General features: G+C 44.5%; 21 protein-coding genes. 2 read left to right on the top strand and 19 right to left on the bottom strand.

Features of this window, described 5'->3' with window-relative positions:
- Positions 1-134: 134 nt before the first annotated feature.
- Complete coding sequence (locus tag ACIFOD_RS13385; RefSeq protein ID WP_430315076.1) at positions 135-725, bottom strand: helix-turn-helix domain-containing protein; 591 nt, start codon at positions 723-725, stop codon at positions 135-137.
- A gap of 92 nt (positions 726-817) precedes the next feature.
- Here ACIFOD_RS13385 and ACIFOD_RS13380 point away from each other — a divergent pair, with 92 nt between their 5' ends.
- On the top strand, positions 818-1777 hold the full coding sequence (locus ACIFOD_RS13380) for a DMT family transporter (RefSeq protein ID WP_430315085.1): 960 nt from the start codon (positions 818-820) through the stop codon (positions 1775-1777).
- A 38-nt stretch (positions 1778-1815) separates the two neighbouring features.
- Here the strand turns inward: ACIFOD_RS13380 and ACIFOD_RS13375 are convergent, their stop codons facing one another.
- The 13 genes from ACIFOD_RS13375 to ACIFOD_RS13315 all read right to left on the bottom strand — a co-directional run bounded on the left by ACIFOD_RS13375 (position 1816) and on the right by ACIFOD_RS13315 (position 15778).
- Positions 1816-2466 carry a 2OG-Fe(II) oxygenase gene (locus ACIFOD_RS13375; RefSeq protein WP_430315075.1) on the bottom strand — a complete coding sequence of 217 codons (651 nt, stop codon included), beginning with the start codon at positions 2464-2466 and terminating at the stop codon, positions 1816-1818.
- Between the two features lie 533 nt (positions 2467-2999).
- The gene (locus tag ACIFOD_RS13370) at positions 3000-5063 is read right to left on the bottom strand and encodes a DUF4179 domain-containing protein (RefSeq protein WP_430315074.1); all 2064 of its coding nucleotides are present in this window, start codon (positions 5061-5063) and stop codon (positions 3000-3002) included.
- 303 nt (positions 5064-5366) lie between these two features.
- Positions 5367-5828, bottom strand: a complete 462-nt coding sequence (locus ACIFOD_RS13365) for a hypothetical protein (RefSeq protein WP_430315073.1) — start codon at positions 5826-5828, stop codon at positions 5367-5369.
- Entirely contained in the window at positions 5825-6622 is a 798-nt protein-coding gene (locus ACIFOD_RS13360; RefSeq protein WP_397552413.1) for a hypothetical protein, read from the bottom strand. The genes ACIFOD_RS13365 and ACIFOD_RS13360 overlap by 4 nt, the downstream gene beginning before the upstream one ends.
- Before the next feature lie 237 nt (positions 6623-6859).
- Positions 6860-7192, bottom strand: a complete 333-nt coding sequence (locus ACIFOD_RS13355; RefSeq protein ID WP_430315072.1) for a hypothetical protein — start codon at positions 7190-7192, stop codon at positions 6860-6862.
- A 117-nt stretch (positions 7193-7309) separates the two neighbouring features.
- Positions 7310-7864 carry a hypothetical protein gene (locus ACIFOD_RS13350; protein WP_430315071.1) on the bottom strand — a complete coding sequence of 185 codons (555 nt, stop codon included), beginning with the start codon at positions 7862-7864 and terminating at the stop codon, positions 7310-7312.
- Positions 7865-8023: 159 nt separating this feature from the next.
- Positions 8024-8923, bottom strand: a complete 900-nt coding sequence (locus ACIFOD_RS13345; RefSeq protein WP_430315070.1) for an STAS domain-containing protein — start codon at positions 8921-8923, stop codon at positions 8024-8026.
- Between the two features lie 229 nt (positions 8924-9152).
- The gene (locus ACIFOD_RS13340) at positions 9153-9599 is read right to left on the bottom strand and encodes a hypothetical protein (RefSeq protein WP_430315069.1); all 447 of its coding nucleotides are present in this window, start codon (positions 9597-9599) and stop codon (positions 9153-9155) included.
- A 130-nt stretch (positions 9600-9729) separates the two neighbouring features.
- Positions 9730-11199 carry a sodium:solute symporter family protein gene (locus ACIFOD_RS13335; protein WP_430315068.1) on the bottom strand — a complete coding sequence of 490 codons (1470 nt, stop codon included), beginning with the start codon at positions 11197-11199 and terminating at the stop codon, positions 9730-9732.
- On the bottom strand, positions 11199-11420 hold the full coding sequence (locus ACIFOD_RS13330) for a DUF3311 domain-containing protein (protein WP_430315067.1): 222 nt from the start codon (positions 11418-11420) through the stop codon (positions 11199-11201). The genes ACIFOD_RS13335 and ACIFOD_RS13330 overlap by 1 nt, the downstream gene beginning before the upstream one ends.
- Positions 11417-13027: an amidohydrolase gene (locus ACIFOD_RS13325; protein ID WP_430315066.1), complete on the bottom strand. Its 1611-nt coding sequence runs from the start codon at positions 13025-13027 to the stop codon at positions 11417-11419. The genes ACIFOD_RS13330 and ACIFOD_RS13325 overlap by 4 nt, the downstream gene beginning before the upstream one ends.
- Before the next feature lie 53 nt (positions 13028-13080).
- The gene (locus ACIFOD_RS13320; RefSeq protein ID WP_430315065.1) at positions 13081-14370 is read right to left on the bottom strand and encodes a M20 family metallo-hydrolase; all 1290 of its coding nucleotides are present in this window, start codon (positions 14368-14370) and stop codon (positions 13081-13083) included.
- 559 nt (positions 14371-14929) lie between these two features.
- Entirely contained in the window at positions 14930-15778 is an 849-nt protein-coding gene (locus tag ACIFOD_RS13315; protein WP_430315064.1) for a sulfite exporter TauE/SafE family protein, read from the bottom strand.
- A 99-nt stretch (positions 15779-15877) separates the two neighbouring features.
- On the opposite strand from ACIFOD_RS13315, the gene ACIFOD_RS13310 reads away from it, so the two are divergent.
- The gene (locus ACIFOD_RS13310) at positions 15878-16717 is read left to right on the top strand and encodes a LysR family transcriptional regulator (protein WP_430315063.1); all 840 of its coding nucleotides are present in this window, start codon (positions 15878-15880) and stop codon (positions 16715-16717) included.
- A 65-nt stretch (positions 16718-16782) separates the two neighbouring features.
- Here the strand turns inward: ACIFOD_RS13310 and ACIFOD_RS13305 are convergent, their stop codons facing one another.
- From ACIFOD_RS13305 to ACIFOD_RS13285, 5 genes are all read right to left on the bottom strand, one after another.
- Positions 16783-17997, bottom strand: coding sequence for a dicarboxylate/amino acid:cation symporter (locus ACIFOD_RS13305; RefSeq protein ID WP_430315062.1), 1215 nt, complete (start codon positions 17995-17997; stop codon positions 16783-16785).
- A gap of 266 nt (positions 17998-18263) precedes the next feature.
- Positions 18264-19541: a ribosomal protection-like ABC-F family protein gene (abc-f, locus tag ACIFOD_RS13300; protein WP_430315061.1), complete on the bottom strand. Its 1278-nt coding sequence runs from the start codon at positions 19539-19541 to the stop codon at positions 18264-18266.
- Between the two features lie 11 nt (positions 19542-19552).
- The gene (locus tag ACIFOD_RS13295) at positions 19553-19705 is read right to left on the bottom strand and encodes a hypothetical protein (protein WP_430315060.1); all 153 of its coding nucleotides are present in this window, start codon (positions 19703-19705) and stop codon (positions 19553-19555) included.
- Positions 19706-19729: 24 nt separating this feature from the next.
- Positions 19730-20047, bottom strand: a complete 318-nt coding sequence (locus ACIFOD_RS13290; protein ID WP_430315059.1) for an ATP-binding cassette domain-containing protein — start codon at positions 20045-20047, stop codon at positions 19730-19732.
- 474 nt (positions 20048-20521) lie between these two features.
- The gene (locus ACIFOD_RS13285) at positions 20522-21454 is read right to left on the bottom strand and encodes an NAD(P)H-binding protein (protein WP_430315058.1); all 933 of its coding nucleotides are present in this window, start codon (positions 21452-21454) and stop codon (positions 20522-20524) included.
- Positions 21455-21472: the final 18 nt, after the last annotated feature.

The raw sequence follows: 21472 nt of genomic DNA, 5'->3' as shown, positions 1-21472 counted from the left end.
ACAATTATATGGACTTAATCCCCAAGATTGAATGAAAAGGATCCAAAGCCAAAGAAAGATTGAAAAAACCTTTTTTATATCTTCCATCGTAAGGTTTTCCACTTAAAAAAGAAGCTTATCCCTCTCGATAAGCTTCAATCTGCCCGCCCCGTATAAATCATCACAAAGTGGAGGACCGCTTCTATTGATTCCATATTAATGTAACTATGGCCTTTATCCGCATGGAATTTGATCGAGTCATGTTGACCGAGCTCGAATACGTCATCCTGCACCTTCACACGTACTTTTCCTTCCATAACGGTGACAAATTCAATCACCCCGGGCTGGTGGGCGTCCGCACGGTACTCACTGTCCGGTTTAAGGAAGGCCCTGTGGGTTTCCAATGAGCTGTAGCCAGAGGAAGTAAACATCGGTTCCAGGGTCAAGGACTCATTGGCACTGATCACTTTGCTCCCTTCATTTTTCCGGGAGATCTGGACTTCTTGTTTTTCCACGAGAAGGGTTGAGATGGGGATCGCGAGTCCGTTCGCGATTTTCCATATGATCGTCAAAGATGGATTCGCCTCTCCCCTTTCAATCTTGCCCAAAGTCAATGTACTGACATCGGTCATAGCCGCAAGTTCCTGGAGGTTGAGACCACGCTCATGTCGTATATGTCTCAGTGTCATCCCGACGTGCCGAGCCAATTTTTCCGGGTCCTGCCAAGTCAAACCGTCATTACTCATAATCCTACCTCTTTCTATAGACAATGTATGCAAGTATATTATAATATATATAAAATAAACTATAGTATATTCATTGGAAAGGAGTGTTCATCATCAAAGAGCTTGCTCTCGGTGTCATTTCATCTATGTTCTTTGCCGTCACCTTTATTCTGAACCGGTCCATGGAGCTCGCTGGTGGAAGCTGGATGTGGAGTTCATCACTGCGCTTTTTGTTCATGCTCCCTTTCCTTTTTCTTATTGTAGGTTTAAGGAAGAATATAAATCAAGTCTGGATTGAAATGAAGAAGAAACCATTCGAATGGCTAACGTGGAGCTTTGTCGGGTTTGTCCTCTTTTATGGTCCTATTACCTATGCGGCAGCATATGGGCCGGGCTGGCTTGTAGCGGGCACGTGGCAGTTTACCATCGTCGCAGGCATCTTACTCGCTCCTTTGTTTTATACTTCAGGACCGGTCAGACGCAGGCACTCCATTCAAAAACGAGCTTTGGCCATATCCTCCATCATTTTAGTTGGGGTTCTCTTCATTCAACAGGAAAATGCCAGTGGATTGTCCTTTTCTGAAATGGCCGTTGGGATCTTACCTGTGATCATCGCAGCCTTTGCTTATCCACTTGGAAATCGGAAGATGATGGAGGTGTGCGGCGGAAAGCTTGATACCTTCCAACGTGTGCTCGGGATGACGATCGCAAGCACTCCTTTCTGGCTGATCATAGGATGCTATGCGTTCTTCGAGGTTGGGGCACCCAGCACGCCGCAAGTGACACAATCCTTTATCGTCGCCATATGTTCAGGTGTGATTGCGACGTCCCTGTTCTTCATCGCGACGAATCAGGCGAGGCACAATCCCGGGAAGCTTGCCGCAGTGGAAGCGACCCAATCGACACAAATCCTGTTTGTCATCATAGGAGAAGCGGCGATCCTGTCCGTTCCATTTCCATCAGGATTCGCCCTGACCGGTATCCTTCTGATCATCGCTGGAATGATCATCCACACCATAAACGTGAAAAAAATGAATACCGGAATGGTTAAAGCCGTTAAATCGGTCAGCTAAAAAAAGGAGGGGCATCCTGGATGCGCCTCCTTTTAGTGCTATTTAAAGACCTTTCTTCTCATCCACTGGGTCGCAGCCCATTTATCTCCGATGACAACCGGTGCTCCGCCATGCAACGTCAAATCGTTCAGCTCCTGGTTATCATAGAAATATTCGAAGTAGACCGCCATCCCCTTTTGCGGAGAGACAGAGAAATTCAATTTCGGGAAGTACGTTTCCCCGCCTTCCTCTACGTCATTCAAGTACATGACAAGGGTGCTGATTCTCGGATTCTTCACCGGCCGCGATGAGGCCGAGAAGAAATCAAAGTGGGCCTTGTATTCCTGACCCGGTTTATAGTTAAGGATTTGAAGACCTTCGCCGTGCTCGACAGGTATATTCATAATTTGTGAGATTCTCTTTTCCACTCTTGTCACAACGTCATGTTCGCCTTCTTGAAGGAAAACGCTGCTGCTCGTTCGAAGTTCATCGACGGTACGGGTATTTCCTATCTTCGAACGCTGCACCCGCTCCTTTGACAACTGGATGAGTTCATCACATTCTTCATGACTCAACACATTGCCAAGAACGACGATCAGCGGCTCCTCCACTTTCGCGATAATCTGAATATCCCGGTCTTCCGTCTTGATCTTATTTCCTGTATGGTGAAAAATCGTTTGTTCCTTTACAGCTATTTCAGTAGTATCCATTGTCAACTTTAATCAACCTCTTATCGTATTTTTAACATTCTGAATTTTTATGTTAGTAGAAGCATTCTTGTATTCTTCCAATCTGGAAAGACGATCGCAACAATAGGCATAACTGTGGATTTTATTCGGCTGTTTCCTCCTGCGCGTGTATTTTAATATATTTTACACCCGGGATGAGGGGAAATCTATCTTTTTTTTGATGAAAAATAAGGGATCTGATGGGATTGTGAGTGATGGTAGGATTGGCGTGGATGCGGGAGCGTCACAGAAAAGACACGGATGGGGTTTGTGCGTCAAACTCATAAAAAAAGACTGCCGAATCAAATTCGACAGCCCCTCAAATTTATTTCTTCAATCCTTCATACTGCACCAAAACTTCCTTTACAATCTCACTATCCTCATCCAGTCCGCTCACTTCTTGCAGCACATGGGCCTTGCTCCTTCATCATGCGCAGAATTAATTCCAACCAAAACTCGGCTCAAATACCATATAGCCAACATTCTCCCCTTTTTGGACGAACACTTCTATATTCCTAATCCAACTTCACATTCACCCGGTCATCCACATATTTCGTTGTGCTGTAGCCCTCGATTTCAAGCTTCGTTGGAGTTACATTTTCCCTCGAAGAGTCGTTATAAAAATCAATCGTTTGGACCGTTTCGAAGTAGCGGGGCTGATCTATTTGATCATACTCATATGCATCAATTTTATGTATCTTGCCGGTTTTGTCCATCAATACGCCATCTGTATCACTTATTCCCATCGAGATGTTTTCATTCCTCAAATGGTCGCTGGAAAACCCATAGATCACTCTTTCATATGCACGATCCTTAGATACATCATGCGACAAAATCACCTTCGCCGGATTTCCTACCTTGATTTCATCAATGGAAATGGTGTTTCCGAGATACTCAAAGGTCTGGGGCATATCCTTGGCGGCATCGAGTTCGATCGTTTTCCGGTCGTCTACGGATAAATGGATGGAATCAAATTGTATGGTCACCTCTTTAGGATTTTCAAAATACAAGGTATTGAAGCTGGATGTATACGCAGTCCATCCTTCCTGATAGAAGGATTCCACATACATATTACTTCCAAAAAGGTCTGCTTCCACCTTCTTCTTATCCGTTTCTAGAGCATCAAAGGTAATGACGTCAATCCGTTTGTCTCCACCCTGATTCTGAAAGCTGTACTGCAGGAGTGTTGTGGTCGGCGCAACCGTCAGCTTATCCAGGCGGACCTGTATCCCGTCAATGTCGATTTCCTTATCCAGCTTATGAACCCGGGATGACTGCTTTGTAAACGGAATGTCAAAGCTCCAATCCCCTTCGGCAAATGTCACCTCCCCACGGTAACCCCCGTCCTTTTTGGGGTCCTGAACTATTTGCATGAGCCTTGCCACATTCAATTTAATGGTTCCCTCATCCACCGAAACCGGCAGGAGACTCATGGTGCCCCTATACACATTTTTCTCTTCATTTTGTATTTCGTCCTGATCGATGGGAGGAGAATAGTACATATGTTGCAGATCGCTCCTCATGACGTCATATTCATTCTCGATGTGGACGCCTTCATGAGCATTCATCATATAGCGATTGTCTTTCTCGGTATCCTCTATTTCATAAAAGACAAGTGTCTGTACATCATCGGCGACAACACTCTTAATGGTGATTTTCACCCCATTGCTTTCTGCTTCGAGATTCAGCCGTTCCCCCAGATCATGCTGGAGGATGGCACGCAATTGTTCATCTTCTTCCGTCCATGCATAGTAGAGACTGGAGAATCCACCTGTCACGAATCCGATCGATACGACCATCGCGAAAACACCTGCGATGGAAAGCCAGATAGATTTCCGTTTCTTTTTCTTCCTCTGCCTGCGCGCTTCTCTTTCCTCTACCTTACTCTTGATCCTCTCTATCAATCCAGCAGGGACCTCCACGGCATCTGTCATTCCTGCCAAGGTCAGCACCACTTCCTGAAAAGAAGCCAAATCCTCCTGACAGCCCTGACAATGGTAAATATGCATCTCAAACTCTACCTTTTCAGGCCGGTCCATCGTTCTTCCCAGGTAATCAAGATAATTCTTATGATATTCTGGACAGCCCTCGAAAGAACCGTACCCCAACTCTTCCCTAAGCTTCCTTATGCCTGAAAATACACAGGAATTAACCTTCTCACCTGATATCTCAAGAATCCGTCCTACTTCTGCAAAAGAGCATTCTTTGAAATACGATAAAGCAGTCGCCTCTTTCTCCTGATCCTCTAATTGATGGAAGGCATGAAAGAGCGTTTGATCAGACTTCTGACTCTCTGAATCCCGGAAACTCTTATCTTTAGTGAGATCCCGACCATTATGTATAAAATGAGATATAGCCCACGTGTCAAATGAGGTATCTTTTTTAAAACGGTGCAATTCATTATGTATGCTTATAATCGAACGATAAAATATGTCTTCTATGTCTTCTTGCTTACTTACATAAATCCGACCCAGCGCATAGAACGACTGTTTGCGCTGCAGAAACCACTCCATGACCATTTCCAAGTCCTTTTCCCTCACCCTGCTGATCAACAAGGGAGCTGTTTGCGATGTGTTCATCTATGTATTCCCCTCCTCCGAAACCGAAATATTCCAAAAATATAATATATGATTTTATTTTACCATATTTAGGGTGTTTTGGGGATTCTATGTGAGTGCGTAGAAAAAGGTCTGAACCTTCTCCCATACAGGAATTGACATCCAGACCTTTCAACTTTAGTCGGTTATATCCGATCGATTTCACCAAGCTGTTCATGTATATCCAGCTCCATCGTCTCTTTTACTGAGACACCAGTGGTTATGCAGTTTAGGAAGTGCATTCCGGTGATAGACTGTCCCTTTTCAGTCGGTATGCTGCCCCTGCTATTCTCTATACTTCCCTACTCCCAGGGCATAATGTTCCCAAAGAATACCTTCTACCATTTCACCCTGATTTTCTTCGCATGCGATAATCAAGATCACTTCAGAGGACTTTCCTTTTACCGATCTCCTTCTCGGTTTCAACACCACTTCTGTCAGTATCCGAATCATGAATCCTATCATAAACCCCGCCGCTGCACCGATCAGCCCCCAGTAAATGGGACCCCACGCCAGATCAAAACCGATACTCGCCCCAATAACAGAGAAGGCCGTTGCAAGAGCCATGCCGATATCAATGAGAGACGTTCCATCCGACCGATGAATGGAATCAAATACTTTTCGCTTTTCCGTTCGCTTATCCAACGGCATCGCAAAAATATCTTCTTTCTTTATCCCTTGTTCCTCCATCATGGCAATGGCCATTTCTAAATACGCATTATGTTCAAACGTTGAGAATATCTTCATTCGATCACTTCGCTTTTTTTACTTTTCATAAGTTGGAAAGTGGGGGATTGATAATTTTTCTTAAGAAACACCCTCTGTTCCTTTACAAACAACTTATTATTCTCCACCGTATTCATATAGGAATCGAAAATGGAAAAACCATACAGTGAAGGAAAAAATAAGAGCCATTCGGGATTGATGACACTTGTAGCCTCCTGTATTTCTCCTAAGAATAAAAGGGAAATGGCCTCCAGACCGCGTGAATAGTAGAAAAAGACAACCGTCCAAATAATTACGAAAAATGCCGTTACAATCCTATGGACATATAATTGTCCGAGACCAGGGATAAATAAGGACCACAATACGGACATAACCGGATTTCGTTTATCCAAATAATTGATTTCAAGTGCTCCTATGCTGAATGAATTAAAAGGGTGGGCTTCACGGTCGGCTAATATGTAAACCTTATTCATGTCAACCGTGGTCCTATAACTGTCCCATATCCCAAAAATATAAACAGGAATATAAATCAAAAGCCATCTCGTATCTAAAATCTCCTTCGCCATCTCGATTTCGCCTTGAAACGAATAAATCATGGCCAGATTGACATTCGCTTGCAGATTCACAATGACTTCCCAAATGAAGAGGACAAAACCACGTAAATACTTCGATAATAGCAAATGGCCAAATCCGGGAAAAGCTGCACTCCACCATGCGATGATATACGGATTCCGCAAGTGGATCTGGGTGGTACCAAGAATACTGACATGCGCCGTGTAACGCCTTGCCGTATTGTCGCTTGTATGATTGTCCATGAGGAGGTCACCTTTACTAAAAATGATATGTAGTTGTTAGTGTGCCTATCTGGATTATGTTTATTCTTTACTGATATCCTGCCTGAGTGTAAGTGCCCACGCTTTCCGATATTTCTTTCGTCCATTGGCCTTCTCTGCTTCTGAAGTTTGTAGGATATCATCAGCTCGTTCACATCATCCAGATATAAAACATCAAAAAAAGGCCTGAATCCCCATAGATCCAGACCTTTCGCATATCTATAAACGATCGATTTCACCAAGCTGCTCGTGCATGTCCACCTCGATCATCTTTTTTGCCTTGGAGAAGGTAAACACTTCATTAGAGACCCAGTGATTATATAACTTAGAAAGTGCGTTCCTGTGATAGACCGTGCCTTTGACCTCTGAGAAGAAATAGATGATCAACAGGTTGACCACGTCTCCTGGAAGGGCCTTTTTACGCTCGATTCCCTTTAACGACAGGATATCCAATCCTCTTAAAGGGTCTCCGATCACCGTTTCTGCCATATGAAATGGATCTGACGTCCGGCATAATTTCACTAGTTCTGGATTAATCTCTTCAAATTTCAAGTGAATTCCCCTTTTACATAGAAAGTGAACGAAAAACGTTACACTTCAACCTTCATTAGATTGTAGGATACTATGTATTATAACAAAAAGACGGGACATTCATAACTCTCAGTATGTTTAATTTTTACTTAACCAAAATTCCATGACCTTTTCATTAGTAGAAGGATAGACCAGACGTTTCACTTGTCCCTCCATCAGGTAGCATTCCGTGATCCACCCAGGGAGAGAACCATACTCTTTTTTCCAAAGCCGCGTTCGTTCCAGTGCATCCTCTACGTTCATTTTCACCCATGTATCATTGATCATATTATCATCATCTGTCCCTTCTTCCACCAATGGATGAACGAAGCGATGAATGTAAGGAATTCCGCCTCCGAGATGGCTCTTATTTCTCACCCATATCACGCTTTCCCTAGGGAGGAAGCCTATATGACGAGTTTCAGTAGCCACCTGTGTGAATTCCTCTAAATAACAGTAACATCCGGACCAATGCCGATCCGTGTTTCGGGGAAGGATCACTTCGGAGGTGTAAATCGATTGACCTGTATGAAAAAGATTGTCGATTTCCCGATTAATAAAAACCGGCTCTCTCCTTTTATAGATAGAGTCGGACTGAGGTGAACCACAGGTAAATCCATTTTGGTCGAATCGGATTATTTTGACGAATTGCATGTTGCCCCTCCTTCTATCGTGAATTTCCCAAGGGCATATCATACCAAACTCACTCTATAATGTGGGTAATTCCCTATATAGATTGGTGTTAAACAATTAGCTTCCATAGAATAAAAAGAAACGAGCGATTACTGAGTAACCGCTCGATAAATGAACTTTCTAGCGTTGCTCATTCAATGCCCGTTCAAGAGTCGAAGTGACAGAAATATTTTCAAATGATACACCAAGTTGGATGGCTGTTTGGGCAATTTCCGGACGAATGCCGGAAATCGTGCTCTTCACACCAATCAAGTTCAGGCTTTCGATAATCTGGAATAATTGATGGGCGACCATGGTATCCACCATGATAACACCGGATAAATCAATGAATAAGTGTTCAACATTTTTATCCACGCATTCGGCCAGTGTATTCTCGAGTATATATCTCGCCCTGCCTGTATCGATATCCCCGACAAGAGGAAGCACACCTGTCTTCTTATCAATTAAGATGACCGGCGAACTCAACTCCCTGATCATTTCCTGTTGTGCCTTCAGGCGTCTTTGGGCATATTCATAATTTTCTTCGGCAAACTTGGAAATGACAAGACTAAAGGTTTTAATAATCAATTCTCTGAATGACTCGATTCTCTCCGGTGGAAACTCACTGCCATGCTGGCGGTTAAATTCCTGCAAAATCTCCAGGTACTGATCCTGTGTCCTGAAGAACTCCCTCAGTATATAGTGAGTAGGGGTTTGTAAGTGTTCTTCATCCTTGGCAATATCCTCGATCCACTGGGCGAAATTACATAGTGCATCCTGTCCTATATCCTTAAAAAGGACACAAAAGCGTTCGTGAAATTCGTGATTTTGACGCTTCAACGTTTGAATCACCTTAGCATCCGTTGAAGAATACACGCCTGACGGATCACTTTTATCCAACGACTCATACCACTTCTCCGTGAGCTGCCATGTACGCTCGCTCATAAATTCATAGAACTTTTCCGATACCTGCATATTCGACCTTCTTTCTATAAGACAAGATAATGTAATCAGTCCATAACCCATGATGCTGACTGGCAAGAGGATAGAAACTCCGCCCCTGCTATCTCATTGGTCTATACCCGAAATAACTTATTCATATGCTTATAAAAGTAATGTACTATGTCCATGCACAAATGGAAAGAAAAAGTTGAACAAATGGTGTACAATCGCTATCCATTTTCTGTATTTCAACCAAAAAAAGATAGGGAGGGTTCTCGTATCAACAGAACATCCCTATCTTTTAATCTGATGTCAATACACCGCTAACCTATGAACTCTGAGATCCATTTCGGACTACATGTTGAAAAAACCAATGCAGCAAAAAGAATGCCACCAAATAAACGGGGATGGAATACCAGATTTTCCACTCTAAGTGTTTCATGTAACCGTTTAAACTAAATAATACTTCTATCAAGAAAGAGAAAATAGTCCAGATTATTACATAAAGCAAATGTTTATCTTGTTTCATAAAATTCAAGAATAAAAGCGCTATGAATGAGGGAGCAAATGCTACGAGTGCAAAATCGGAAAATTCCACACTTTTGGTTGGTCCAATATCTACATAATCCAACAATAACCCTACTAAAACATGTGCAACCGCAGCAAAATATCCGACGAACGGAAACATGATGAGATTTTCCCTGACGGTCAACCTCTTTGGCATCATAGAAAGAGCCACTACTAAAAGAAGAATGAGACCCCACACTAGCATCAAGCTGAAACAACCCCTTTATCGGTAAAGAATCTACCTGCTTATTTTGTGAAACCTGGAGAATTTTATGTATAGGCAGTAAAACAGGGACGGACCTGTTTTTGCTTCCTAATGGGACAAGGTGAATGTTCCATTAGGATCCGATATTTCGATACTCCTCAGCAATCCTGATACTCTTTTGCTGGGTGAAAGCACTGACCACGATGACGATGACGATGTTGCAGATCAATCCAAGAATACCTGCATGGATTTCGAAAGGTGTTGTCTCTGCGACTAGCTGGTAATAGTAGTTCACGAATGTTCCGACGATGAGTCCCGTGATTACAGCCGGTCCGGTTACTCTTTTCGAATAGAGCGCTCCGTATACCCCGGGTGCGAATTGAACGATGGAACCATAGGCTCCGAGCAATAAGGCGATGAGTCCCTGCCCCCCGAATACGGTGATAAAGTAAGCAAGTCCCCCGACCACAAACACACCGATTCTCATCAGAAGCAATGTGGTTTTATCAGAAAGGTCCGGTTTTACATTCTTAATGACCCCGTCCGTAAATTCCAGCGAGGCACTATGGGTGATGGCATCTGCCGTAGACATGGCAGCCGCTAACGCTCCTGCACCTACAAGTCCGTAAACCCAGCCGGGAAGGCTAAGGACGGTGGTGATCAGGTAAGGAAGAATTTCATCCGGTGCCCCAATGTCAGCTGGATTGACTACATTCACTGCAGAAAACCCAACAAATAATAGCGGGATAAGGAACAGGGCAAAGATCGGATACACCAATACTGTTTTCTTAATCGTTCGTGCATTGGAGGCATATGACTTTGAAAATAGGTGGGGCCACATTAAGAACCCTATGAGAGAGACGAGAATCGTGGTCGTATACGCTGTCCCTGACATGGCAGACCCTTCATTCCCTATTTCAAAAAAGGCAGGTTTGTCCTGAACGAGGTTGGTAAACATCCCACCCACGCTGTCGTGGAGATTATTTACAATGGCAAGGCCGACTACCCAGGAGATGACGATCATTAAGATTCCCTGGAACACGTCAGACCATGCCGCTGCCCTCAATCCACCTGTTGCAACATAGATGACTACGATTCCATACGCGAGCAGGGCTCCGAGCCAAAGAGGAATACGTCCTTCAGTCATGATATTGAAGATGTAGGCCATCCCTTTCATCTGCGTGGCAAGGTATTGAATCGAAGCGAGTAACGCAATCACCCCGATTAAGATGGGCAGCGTCTTTCCTCCGTACCGTTTTTTCATAAAGCCGGAAACCGTGTAAATATTGAATTTACGGCCGATTTTCCCGATTTTCGGACCGATGATGTACCATGGGAGGATCGCAAAAGCGGTATAAGTTAAAATATAAAGTGCGGGTGCTCCTATGGAATAAGCCCACCCCGGTGCGCCAAGAAATGAAAAGGCACTGAACACAGCCCCTCCCATCAGGAACCACATTACAACCAGACCGAGACCTCCGCCAGCAACGGTAAACTCATCTAATGAATGTTTATCATGACCTCTTCCTGCCATCACACCAACTACAAGTGCAATCACAAGGTAGCCGATCATCATGATCATTGCAATCTGCCAATCTGCCATTAATGGACCTCCTCTTCATCTTTGTCTGGATCGATTTGATAGAGTATAAGAACGATTAAAAAGGTAATGATAATCCATAAAATCACCCAGAATACCGAAAACGGCATCCCCATGATGATCGGAGTTGCCCTGTTTCCAATTGAAAACAAAGGGAAAATCAATAGAAGAAACGGTAGAATCAGAGACAAGCAATAGATTTTCGTAAACTTGCTTTTACTCATATGACACCCTCCTTTTTTGCTGCATATTCCACTTTTCCATCAAGGATCGTTAACTCTACTTTTAACTCTCGTATTCTTTCAGGTTCACATTGTAAAATCGATTCATTCAACACAACCAGATCGGCAAGTTTCCCGGCTTCAATGCTGCCTTTAATGGTCTCATCAAAGCTCGCATATGCACCGTTCCATGTATAGGCCTTAACTGCTTCCTCAATAGTGATTCGTTGCCGGGCACCTATCACTTCACCTGATTTACTCATGCGAGTGACAGCTGAGTAAATCCCGTGGAGCGGATCCACGATGGTGATGGGACTGTCAGAGCCGATGGCAAAAGGAATCTGTGCTTCTGAAAAGCTCCTTAAGGGGAACATGACGTCGACCCGTTCTCCATAATCTTTCAAGTATCTGTCGCCGAATTCATAGATAAAGGCTGGATTTGGTATCGGAACAATCTCCAACTCTTTTATCTGTTGAATGAGGTCCGGCGGGGTCATGCCGGAATGTTCAATACGGTGACGATGACTTTCACGGGGATGTCGTTCAAGAGCATGGCGGATGGCTCCAATCATCATTTCAACCGCTTTGTCCCCGATGGCATGAGCGGTGATTTGCCATCCAGATTCATGCGCTTTTCCGAGGCACTCATTTATTTCTTCCTGGTTCAAATATAAAATGCCTGAATCATTCGGATTGCTCGTGTATGGTTCCCTTGTCTTAGCAGTAGGACCACTACTGCTTCCATCGATGAACACTTTGGCTGGCCCGATTTTCATCCACTCATCCCCAAGGCCTGTCCCGATTCCGCTTTCCAGGCCTTTCTCCACCATTTCTACCGAATCATGCAGCGAGCCGTAAAGTGCGTAGACCCTTTGCTTTACTCTCTTTGCATTTACTGCTTTTTGAAGGAACCGAATATGTTCTGGCCCATATCCCCCGGCATCATGGACACTCGTAATTCCTTTTTCTAAATAATCCTGGGAAGCGAGGGCCAATCCCTGCTCCACTTCCTCCTCAGAATAATTGGCTGAAAGAAACATTTTCATATGGGCGGCTTCTAACAGCAGTCCGGTTAATTCGCCGTTTTCACGGCCGTATTTCCCTCCATTCGGGTCTTCTGTTTCAGGATAAATACCCGCAAGCTCCAGGGCTTTCGTATTCACACAGGATATATGCCCGCATGTCCTAACCACAATAATCGGGTGTTCGGTGGAAACCTGATCAAGATCCCACCGTGTTACGTGCCTTCCCTCTTTAAGGGTGTTTTGGTTATAACCCCAGCCCCGTATCCATTCCCCTTCGGGAGTCAATCGTGCTTTCTCCTTCAACTTGCCGAGGAGTTCTTCTATACTTCCTGCCTCCTTGCCGTTCACCCCGAGCTTATTGGTTCCATAAAGTTCGAGGTGGGCATGGGCGTCAATAAAGCCCGGCAGGAGGCTTCTTCCCTCCAAGTTCACAATCCTCGTTCCTTCACCTGCATATCGTAAAATTTCTTCATTCGTGCCGACTGCGAGTATTTTATTATCCTGAATGGCAGCCGCTTCTTTCACGGAAAATTCAGAATTCACAGTAACCACTTCTCCGTTTATGAAGAGCATTGTCGCTCTCAAACGACCACCTCCCAAATGGGACAGAGGGAAAGGTCCCTCGTCCCAGTATTCTCTTACTTTTCATGAACAGCAGCCGAGCCGTCTTTTTGGGCAAGGTGCCCGTCTCCATCTCCTTGACAAATCCTCAATGCAGTTGCATAAAGGAGCTCCACCCCTTTTTCAATATCACCCATCTCGGCAAACTCCAGTGGATTGTGGCTGATGCCTTTTTCACAGCGGACGAAGATCATCCCGTAATCGCTGATATAGGACATGAATAAGGCATCATGGAAAGGCCCGCTCATCAAGGTCGGTGAATCAAGCCCAAGCTTTTCATCTTCCTCTTTCATAATGTCTTTGATCCAGTCTGCACAATATCTCGGCTCGCTCCGGGTATCCTCTTTGATCTCGTATTTAAGGTTGTAACCGGAAGCAGTCTTTTCGATGATTTGATAAAGTTTTTCCTCGAGTTTCGTGCGTGCTTCAACGTCTATATCACGAAGGTCTACGGTGAACTCCACCTTTTCGGCAATGATATTTCTTGAGTTAGGGAATACCTGCATGCTGCCAACCGTTCCGACCGTTGTTTCGGTACCTTCTTTTTTAACCAGTTCATCGAATTTCCGGATGATCTCCGAGGCCCCGACAAGGGCATCCTGCCTCATCGTCATCGGCACCGATCCCGCATGACCAGCGAACCCTTCGAGTGTAACGGTGAGCCAGATCGGACCAGAGATGCCTGATACAATTCCGACTGGTTTTCCCTTCTCCTCAAGGACCGGCCCCTGTTCAATATGTAGCTCCAGAAACGCTGCGATATCACCTTTTTGGTATACAGGACTTGCGGTTACATCCGACTCGACCCCGAATTCCTTCAACGCCTCTCTTCTCGTCACACCCTGCTTGTCTTTACGGTTCAGTTCACCTTCCTCCAGCATGCCGGCTATAGCCCGGACTCCAAATACTCCTTTGTTAAACCGGCAGCCCTCTTCATCGGAAAAACAAATCACTTCAATGGTCCTGTCCGGGGCGATTCCATTGTCCTTCATTGTGTGAACCACTTCGACCGCTCCCAGTGCACCGGCTGTCCCGTCGAACCTCCCTCCATATGGTTGAGAATCAATATGTGAGCCCAGCATAAGAATCGGCTTATCTTTGTCGGAACCTTCTATCCTTCCAATCAAATTCCCGAAGCCGTCAATCTTTGTCGTTAAACCCGCCTCTTCCATCCAGCCTTTCACCACTTCCACCGCCTGGCGATCCTCCTTGGAATGGGCCAAGCGGCAAACGCCTGTCTCCCCGATCTTCCCGATTTCTGCTAACTCCTCTAGATGACGCTTTAATCTTTCTCGATTGATTGACATAGAATCACCCTTTGGTTACATATTTTATTGACTTATACTAAGTTTATTTTGAATAAGCTTGTTTATCATTAGACACTTTGTCTATAAAAGATCTTGTAATCCGTACAGAATGACAAAAAGAAAGAAATTTCAGAAAAATAAACAGAGACCTCTATCCTCTGAATATCGGACATCAACCCCCTTTCGACTCCCCCCTAATTTAGACTAGTTTCTAGAACATTTTCACTTAATCCTGCCAGACTTTTGAAAATGAAGCGATTTACATAGGGGGTTTCCAAAAACAGATTTCCTCTTTTTGGTGACTAGTTCCCTGTCTCTCTGCCAATTCTCTGACATGGAGAAAAGAATCAAGCCGAAATGAGCATTAATCCAGCCAATATCTCGATAAATCCGGCTGTTTTTGGTGATAATCCGGCCTTTTTTTAAAAAAATCCAGCAAAAAAAAATAGAGAGACCACTCCCTATGCGAATGACCTCTCTATTTCAACATGCATCTTATCGTCAGACCTACATACGTACCTAACCGCTTCCTCAACCCAACTTTCGGTTTTCAATCATATCAATAATTCTCTGCTCTCTTTGATTGCTGCGGTGAATAAATCAGCATTCCAAAGAATGCGAGCACCGATGCCAAGATCAGTCCCAGTGAGACAGTGGATATGGATAACATCTTGAAAATCATGCTGACAGCAACCACCATATACAAAACAGCCAGCATTTTTTTAACAACCACTCCTGAGAATCGTTTCAGCTGGATGGAGCCGATCGGGGTTCCGATCAAGGCCCCGATGATCAGCATGATTCCATGACGATAATCGAGTGCTTCCCCCGCATACAGGTACGAGCCGATTCCTGATAACACGATGATAGAGGCTGCCGATATGCTGGTTCCAATTGCTTTGGTGAGATCAAGCTTCAGCCATTTGGATAGGAGCGGGGTCATGACAAATCCACCGCTGACTCCCATAAGAGACGAGATGACACCAGTGAACAGTCCGATTAATGGAGCAACAGATGCTCCTTTCGCTTTCGATTCTTTGTTTCTTTTACTCAAAAACTGATATGAAAACCAGCTGAGAATACCTATATAAACTATGGAGATAATGGGAGAAGCTCCATTGATTGAATCGAGCCATTTTACGAATGGCACGGTAATGACTGACCCCATCACTCCGAACACCCCGAGGAGAACCGCTAATTTCCCATTTACATTTTTTAACCGGATGTGTGACATGGTCCCCGTCACAGTCGATCCCAATGTCAGCATTAAGGAAAGAATGATTGCCTGGCTCGGTTCATAGCCGAGTACAAGTAAAGTTGGCGTGAGAATAATCCCGCCTCCTATACCAAAGAAACCGGACAGGATGCCGATGACTGCACCACCTATCATAAATAAAAACAATTCCATGTGTTCACTTCCTTCACCTCACATTATACCTCTCTACAGGTTATAATAGAAATGAATAATAATAATCTAGACAATTACGTTTTGTAATGGAGGGTCCCTATGCAATTGGACTGGATTCGAACTTTTATCACTCTCGCACAGCTTCAGCATTTTACGAAAACAAGTGAATTCCTGAACCTGTCCCAACCGACCGTCAGCGTCCACATCAAGAAATTGGAACAATCATTAGGTGTCGAACTCATCCACCGTTCCTCAACCAATCAGGCTTTTCAGTTAACATCTGCTGGAACTCACGTATTTGAACAAGGAAAGAAGATATTGGAGCTGTGGAGGACGATGGAACAGGTCACACAAAAGACTGAGGAAATCCTATTAAGGATCGGGGCCACTCACACCGTCAGTGACGTACTTCTTCCCGACTTTGTCAAAAAAATCAAGATCCTCTATCCACACGTCCGCCTTCAGTTGATGATCCACAATCACGAAACCATCGTGGAGGCACTGAATCACCATGATCTTGATCTTGCCCTTGTGGAGGGAACACGGGGACTCGAGCCCTTTCAATTGGAAGTAATCAGCCGGGACGAACTGCGTTTCTTCGCCAGTAGCCGTATGTATCTTCACTCTTCTCCCCTCATCCTCAGGGAAATCGGATCAGGAACGAGGGAATACGCCGACGATTTCCTGAGATCCGAACGAATCGTACCGGCAGAAATTCTTGAAGCAAGCAGTCATTACTTAATCAAGCAACTCGCAGTAAGGGGCCTTGGCATCGCATTCCTTTCAAGCTCGATAGTAAAAGAAGAAGTGCTTCAAGGGATGCTCGTCCCGATTGATCCTTATGTCATCCACCGACCTTTTTATTCCGTTTATCCTGAAAATGGCGTGGCGGGATCTATTGTAAGGGAATTGGTAAAGTTAATCGGGAGTTCTCCATAAGCAGATAGGGACGGACCTCTTGCTTTCCATTGGAAGCTCGAGGTCCGTCCCTATTCATGTAAGTTTTATATTGTTATAGATTCCACTTTCTTTTGTTCGGATTGATCGACAACCGCAGCCCCGACGATATCTCCGGTCACGTTGGAAGCCGTTCCCCCCATACCAATGATGGCATCGACACCAGCAATGAGTGCGACAATCTCCAGTGGTAAACCGAACATCGTTAAGACGGCAGATAAAGTGACGAGTCCGGCAGCAGGGACTCCTGAGGTTCCAATGGAAAGAAGGGTTCCTACCAGAACAATCATCAGTAGGTCCGTGACCGAAAGCTGCAAGTTTGTCACGTTTGCCGCAAATACGATGGATACACCCATCCTTAAGGCTCCACCGTCTGAATTAAAGATGGCACCGAGGGGAAGGGCGAAATTCGCCGTCTTCTCAGAGACCCCTGCTTTCTTGGCTGATTGAATGGCAACCGGCAAGGACGCAATGCTGCTGGAGGTGAAAAAGGCGGTGCTATAAGCTTCTTTCGTTAGTTTAAAGAAGGGAAGCACCGGTTGACCCGACCACTTTAAGAAACCAGCATAAACCACTACCCAAAGCAGGATGATACCTACATAAAAGACACCCACGAATTTGGCAAGAGATTGCATCGTTTCCCATCCCTGCTGGCCAAAAGTGGCTGCGCTTATGGCAAACACACCGATCGGCGCGTAAGCAAGGACCCCTTTTAAGAGGATGTAGAACATTTCATTGAACGCAGCAAATACCTTATCAAGAAGGTTACCGTATTCCTTCATTTTACTTTCTGAAGAAAACTTCATCCACGAAATCGCAATCCCCATAATCACGGCAAGAAACATGATAGCGAGCGTGTCCCCCCCTGCGAAAGCCTGAAACAGATTATCCGGGATGATTTGAAGTAAAACATCCGAGAAGTGTGGTGTTTTCGGTTCTTCCACCTGAGCGTCAGGCAACGATAAATTCATCCCTGGATTGAACCAAAAGGCCAATCCGAGACCAATGAAAACCGCCGCAGCCGTCGTGACCGTATAATAGAGAATCAGCTTCCAGCCCATCCTGCCAAGCTGTGTGACACTCATCTTATTCACTGCCTGCACCACCGTAAGGAATATAACGGGAATCGCAATCAAACTAAGAAGATGAATGAGCACCGTTCCGAATGGCTTAAGGATCTCAGCATCTGCTTTGAAGACCAGGCCAGCCATGATTCCAAGAAGGAAGCCGACAGACATCTTCAAAACAAATGGTACTTTCATATATTGCTTCCATATGTATTTCATTTTCATCTACGCCTTTACGTGTATTTTTTCAGACACTCATTATATCACTTATCCAGGGAGTGGGACGGACCTTTTGTATACAAAAGGTCCGTCCCTCCAGATTATCTTTCATTATAACTCAACCACAGCTCCATCGCGGAATCCAGCTCATTGACGTAGTCAAGCTTCTGACCATTCAGCTGATTAAGAGCATCGTGAGCGACCTGTCCCTCCGCCATGGCCAGGTCGATCTCCTTTATTTCTTATTCAAAGCTCTCAATTCTTTTCATTACTTTCGGAAGTGCGGCTTCATTGCTTTTCGCCTCTGATTCCTCTACTGGTTTCTTGATCTTTTCACTACCGGGATCTTTTCTATCTACTTGGCTTCGCTTCTCTTTTTCACGTTTATGCTCATTGTAATTCCCATGATAGCTCCTCAGGGAATGATCCTCTACAGCAATGATTCTCTCCGCCATCCGGTTGATAAAATACCAATCGTGGGAAATGAAGAAAATCGTTCCTTCGAAGTCATCAAGTGCTGACTCAAGGGTTTCGATTGAATCAATATCGAGATGATTGGTCGGCTCATCAAGTATCAGTAGATTGATATCCTGAAATAATAGCATGGCAAGCTTCAACCTGATTCTTTCCCCGCCTGAAAGATTCTTTACTTTCTTGAAGACAGTGCCTTTGTAGAACATGAACTTCGCCAGGTATTCCCGTGCCTTTCCTTCCAGAATGGAAATGTCTTCCTTTATGCAGTCCAGCACGGTGACTTCCTCATCGGAAAAGGCAATATTTTGTGGTAGATAGGCCGCCTTTACATTGGCACCGAATTGAATTTTGCCTTCATCCGCCTGAACTTCTCCTATAAGCATCTTCAGGAAAGTGGTCTTCCCACTTCCATTCGGACCCAGCATGCCCACTCTTTCTCCAAAACGAATCATCACGTCTGTGTTGTTAAAAATCATTTTATCCCCATAGCGTTTAGAAAGCCCCACCGCCTTGAGTGTTTCATTTCCAGATCTCTCTGCAGCTCTCACATCCAGCCTCATATTCCTTCGTTCAAATACTGGCTTATCGATGCGATCAATCTTTTCCAGCTTCTTTTGAACGCTTGCCGCCCTCTTAAAGAACTTGGTATTATCAGCCCTCATCGCCCAGTCCCTGAGGCTCATCACGGTCTTTTCCATGCGGTGGATTTTCTTTTGCTGCTCCCTGAAATGCTCGTATTTAATGCGCATGTTTTCTTCTTTTTGGCTGATAAAAGCGGAGTAGTTTCCTTTGTAGCTAATCGAAGTCATATCCTCAATTTCAATGATCTTTGTCACGACGTTATCCAGAAAATAGCGATCATGGGATACGATGATAACCATTCCTCTGTAGCTCTTCAGATAGCCCTCCAGCCATTCAATCGATTCCATATCAAGATGATTGGTCGGCTCATCTAGAAGCAGGATATCCGGCTCGTGAATCAGGATCTTTCCGAGTATGACCGTTGTCTTCTCCCCTCCGCTCAATAAGTCGAAATCCCTTTCCAAGAAACTCTCCGTCAGCTGCAGTCCCGTGCAAACCCTGCTATTTTTCCCTCTCGTTCATACCCTCCCTTTACTTCAAACAGCTGAGTGAGATCACTGTATTTAGTAAGTGCCCACTGGAGCTCTTCCTCCTGTAAAAAGGTCATCTGCTCTTCCTGTTCACGCATCTGTTTCTCTACTCTGTCAATCTCTTAAAAGGCCAGATTCAGGACATCACTGACTTTCACCCCTTTTGGGTACACAGGAGACTGTTCCAGATACGCTGTTGTCGCTCCCCTCGACATATGAATGAGACCTTCGTCATATCCATGACTAGATGTCTGGGGGTAACCAGGATAGTAGTTCATCTGCTCGATTCCTGCAATCAGCTTCAAGATTGTGCTCTTACCGCTTCCATTTGCCCCGACGATTCCGACCTTATCCCCTTCATACACTTCCAGCGATACATCCTTCACGATCAGAGTCGCTTCCATATATTTTTTGATCCCATTTAATTTTAGTTCCAACATACACGTCCCTTCTCTCATCCATATTTGACGTTACACTTTTTATGGATGGCGTTAAGAAAGACCTTCACTTCTATTCATTTGTATAAAAAAAAGACCATAAGAAGAGGGTTTCTTCTTACAGTCCTGTAGCATCCATGTATCATCTTGTTCATAAAGCTCTACAACAGCAAGCACACGCCATAAAAATGCATGGCCAAGCCAGCTGAAGCTTTATTGCTTCATGAAACAAGATCATCCTGATATCAGTAAAGTAAGTTTCCTTCTAATTGCCCTGATTCCATAAAGAGCATAACAAATAAACCTGTCTTCCATAGGTCTGTTCACACTCGATACAAAAACCCGTATTAATTTAAAAAATAAATTAATTAGCAATTAGTTGGTTCCATAAACTTACTTTCCCTCCTCCGACATTTCCTTAATTATTTCACTTTTTGGTAAATTTGTAAATAGGCAGGCTGGGGGTCCGGTGTCTGATTACCTTCTCATAAATGCAATTGTTTCTGCAATACCCTGTTCATAGGATGTGTGCTGCCTCTTGCCCAACAATCCAGCCATCTTTTCTCCAGATAGAATGGTAGGTTCAGAGTTAATGTACTGCATCTCCAACGCCTCACGCATTCCCTTCCCTGCAAAAAGAGAGAATACGGCAAACATCGATTTTGAAATGGAGTAAAGCCCCTTTTCTTCTCCCAGCTGCCTTTTTAGGATCTGCTCTACTTCGTTCCCGGTTATCGGTGCGACGGCAGGTATATTCCAATTTTGGCCGTATGCTTCATCATGGCTGGCCAAGTCGACCATCGCTTTCGCCCCATCCCTGGTATACATGAATTCACGTACAACATTCTTCGGACCGACAAATCCCGCTTTTTTCTTTTTCAAAAGCTGTTCTAATGTGAAGTGGATGTAGGTGTTGGTAGCATTCGGCCCATAAAAATCTGGAAAATGGCAGATGAGCGCCGGAACAGAAGATTGCTTGATTATGGGGTCCATTTCTAAGCGCAGTTTGCCTTTTCGTGTATGAGGGTGTTTTTCTCTATCTTCGGTCAGAAATGCACCGCCACTTCTTCCGTAGGCATAGATATTGTCTACCACGGCCAACCTTACGTTGTTTTGTTCCGCTGCAAGGATGATGTTTCCTGTAATCGTACTTAATTTATCTTTCCACTCTTCATAAGGAAGGTTCATGGCATGAAAGATGATGTCACTGCCCTTTGCAGCATGAATAAGCTGGTCTTTATTTTCTGCGTCCCCAGTCTTTATGGTGACACACTCTATACTTCCGAATAATCTGGTCAACTTCTCTTTTCCTCTTGCAAATGCAACGACCTCGACACCCCTGCCCACTAATTCCGTTACAAGGGCATACCCCATTCCTCCAGAAGCACCTACGACCATTGCCTTTTTCATAAAAAGTCCCCCTTTTAA

The sequence above is a fragment of the Rossellomorea sp. NRS-1567 genome, from assembly GCF_050467885.1.
Taxonomy (GTDB): Bacteria; Bacillota; Bacilli; order Bacillales; family Bacillaceae_B; genus Rossellomorea; species Rossellomorea aquimaris_C.
This window is presented reverse-complemented; position numbering and strand designations above follow the sequence as displayed.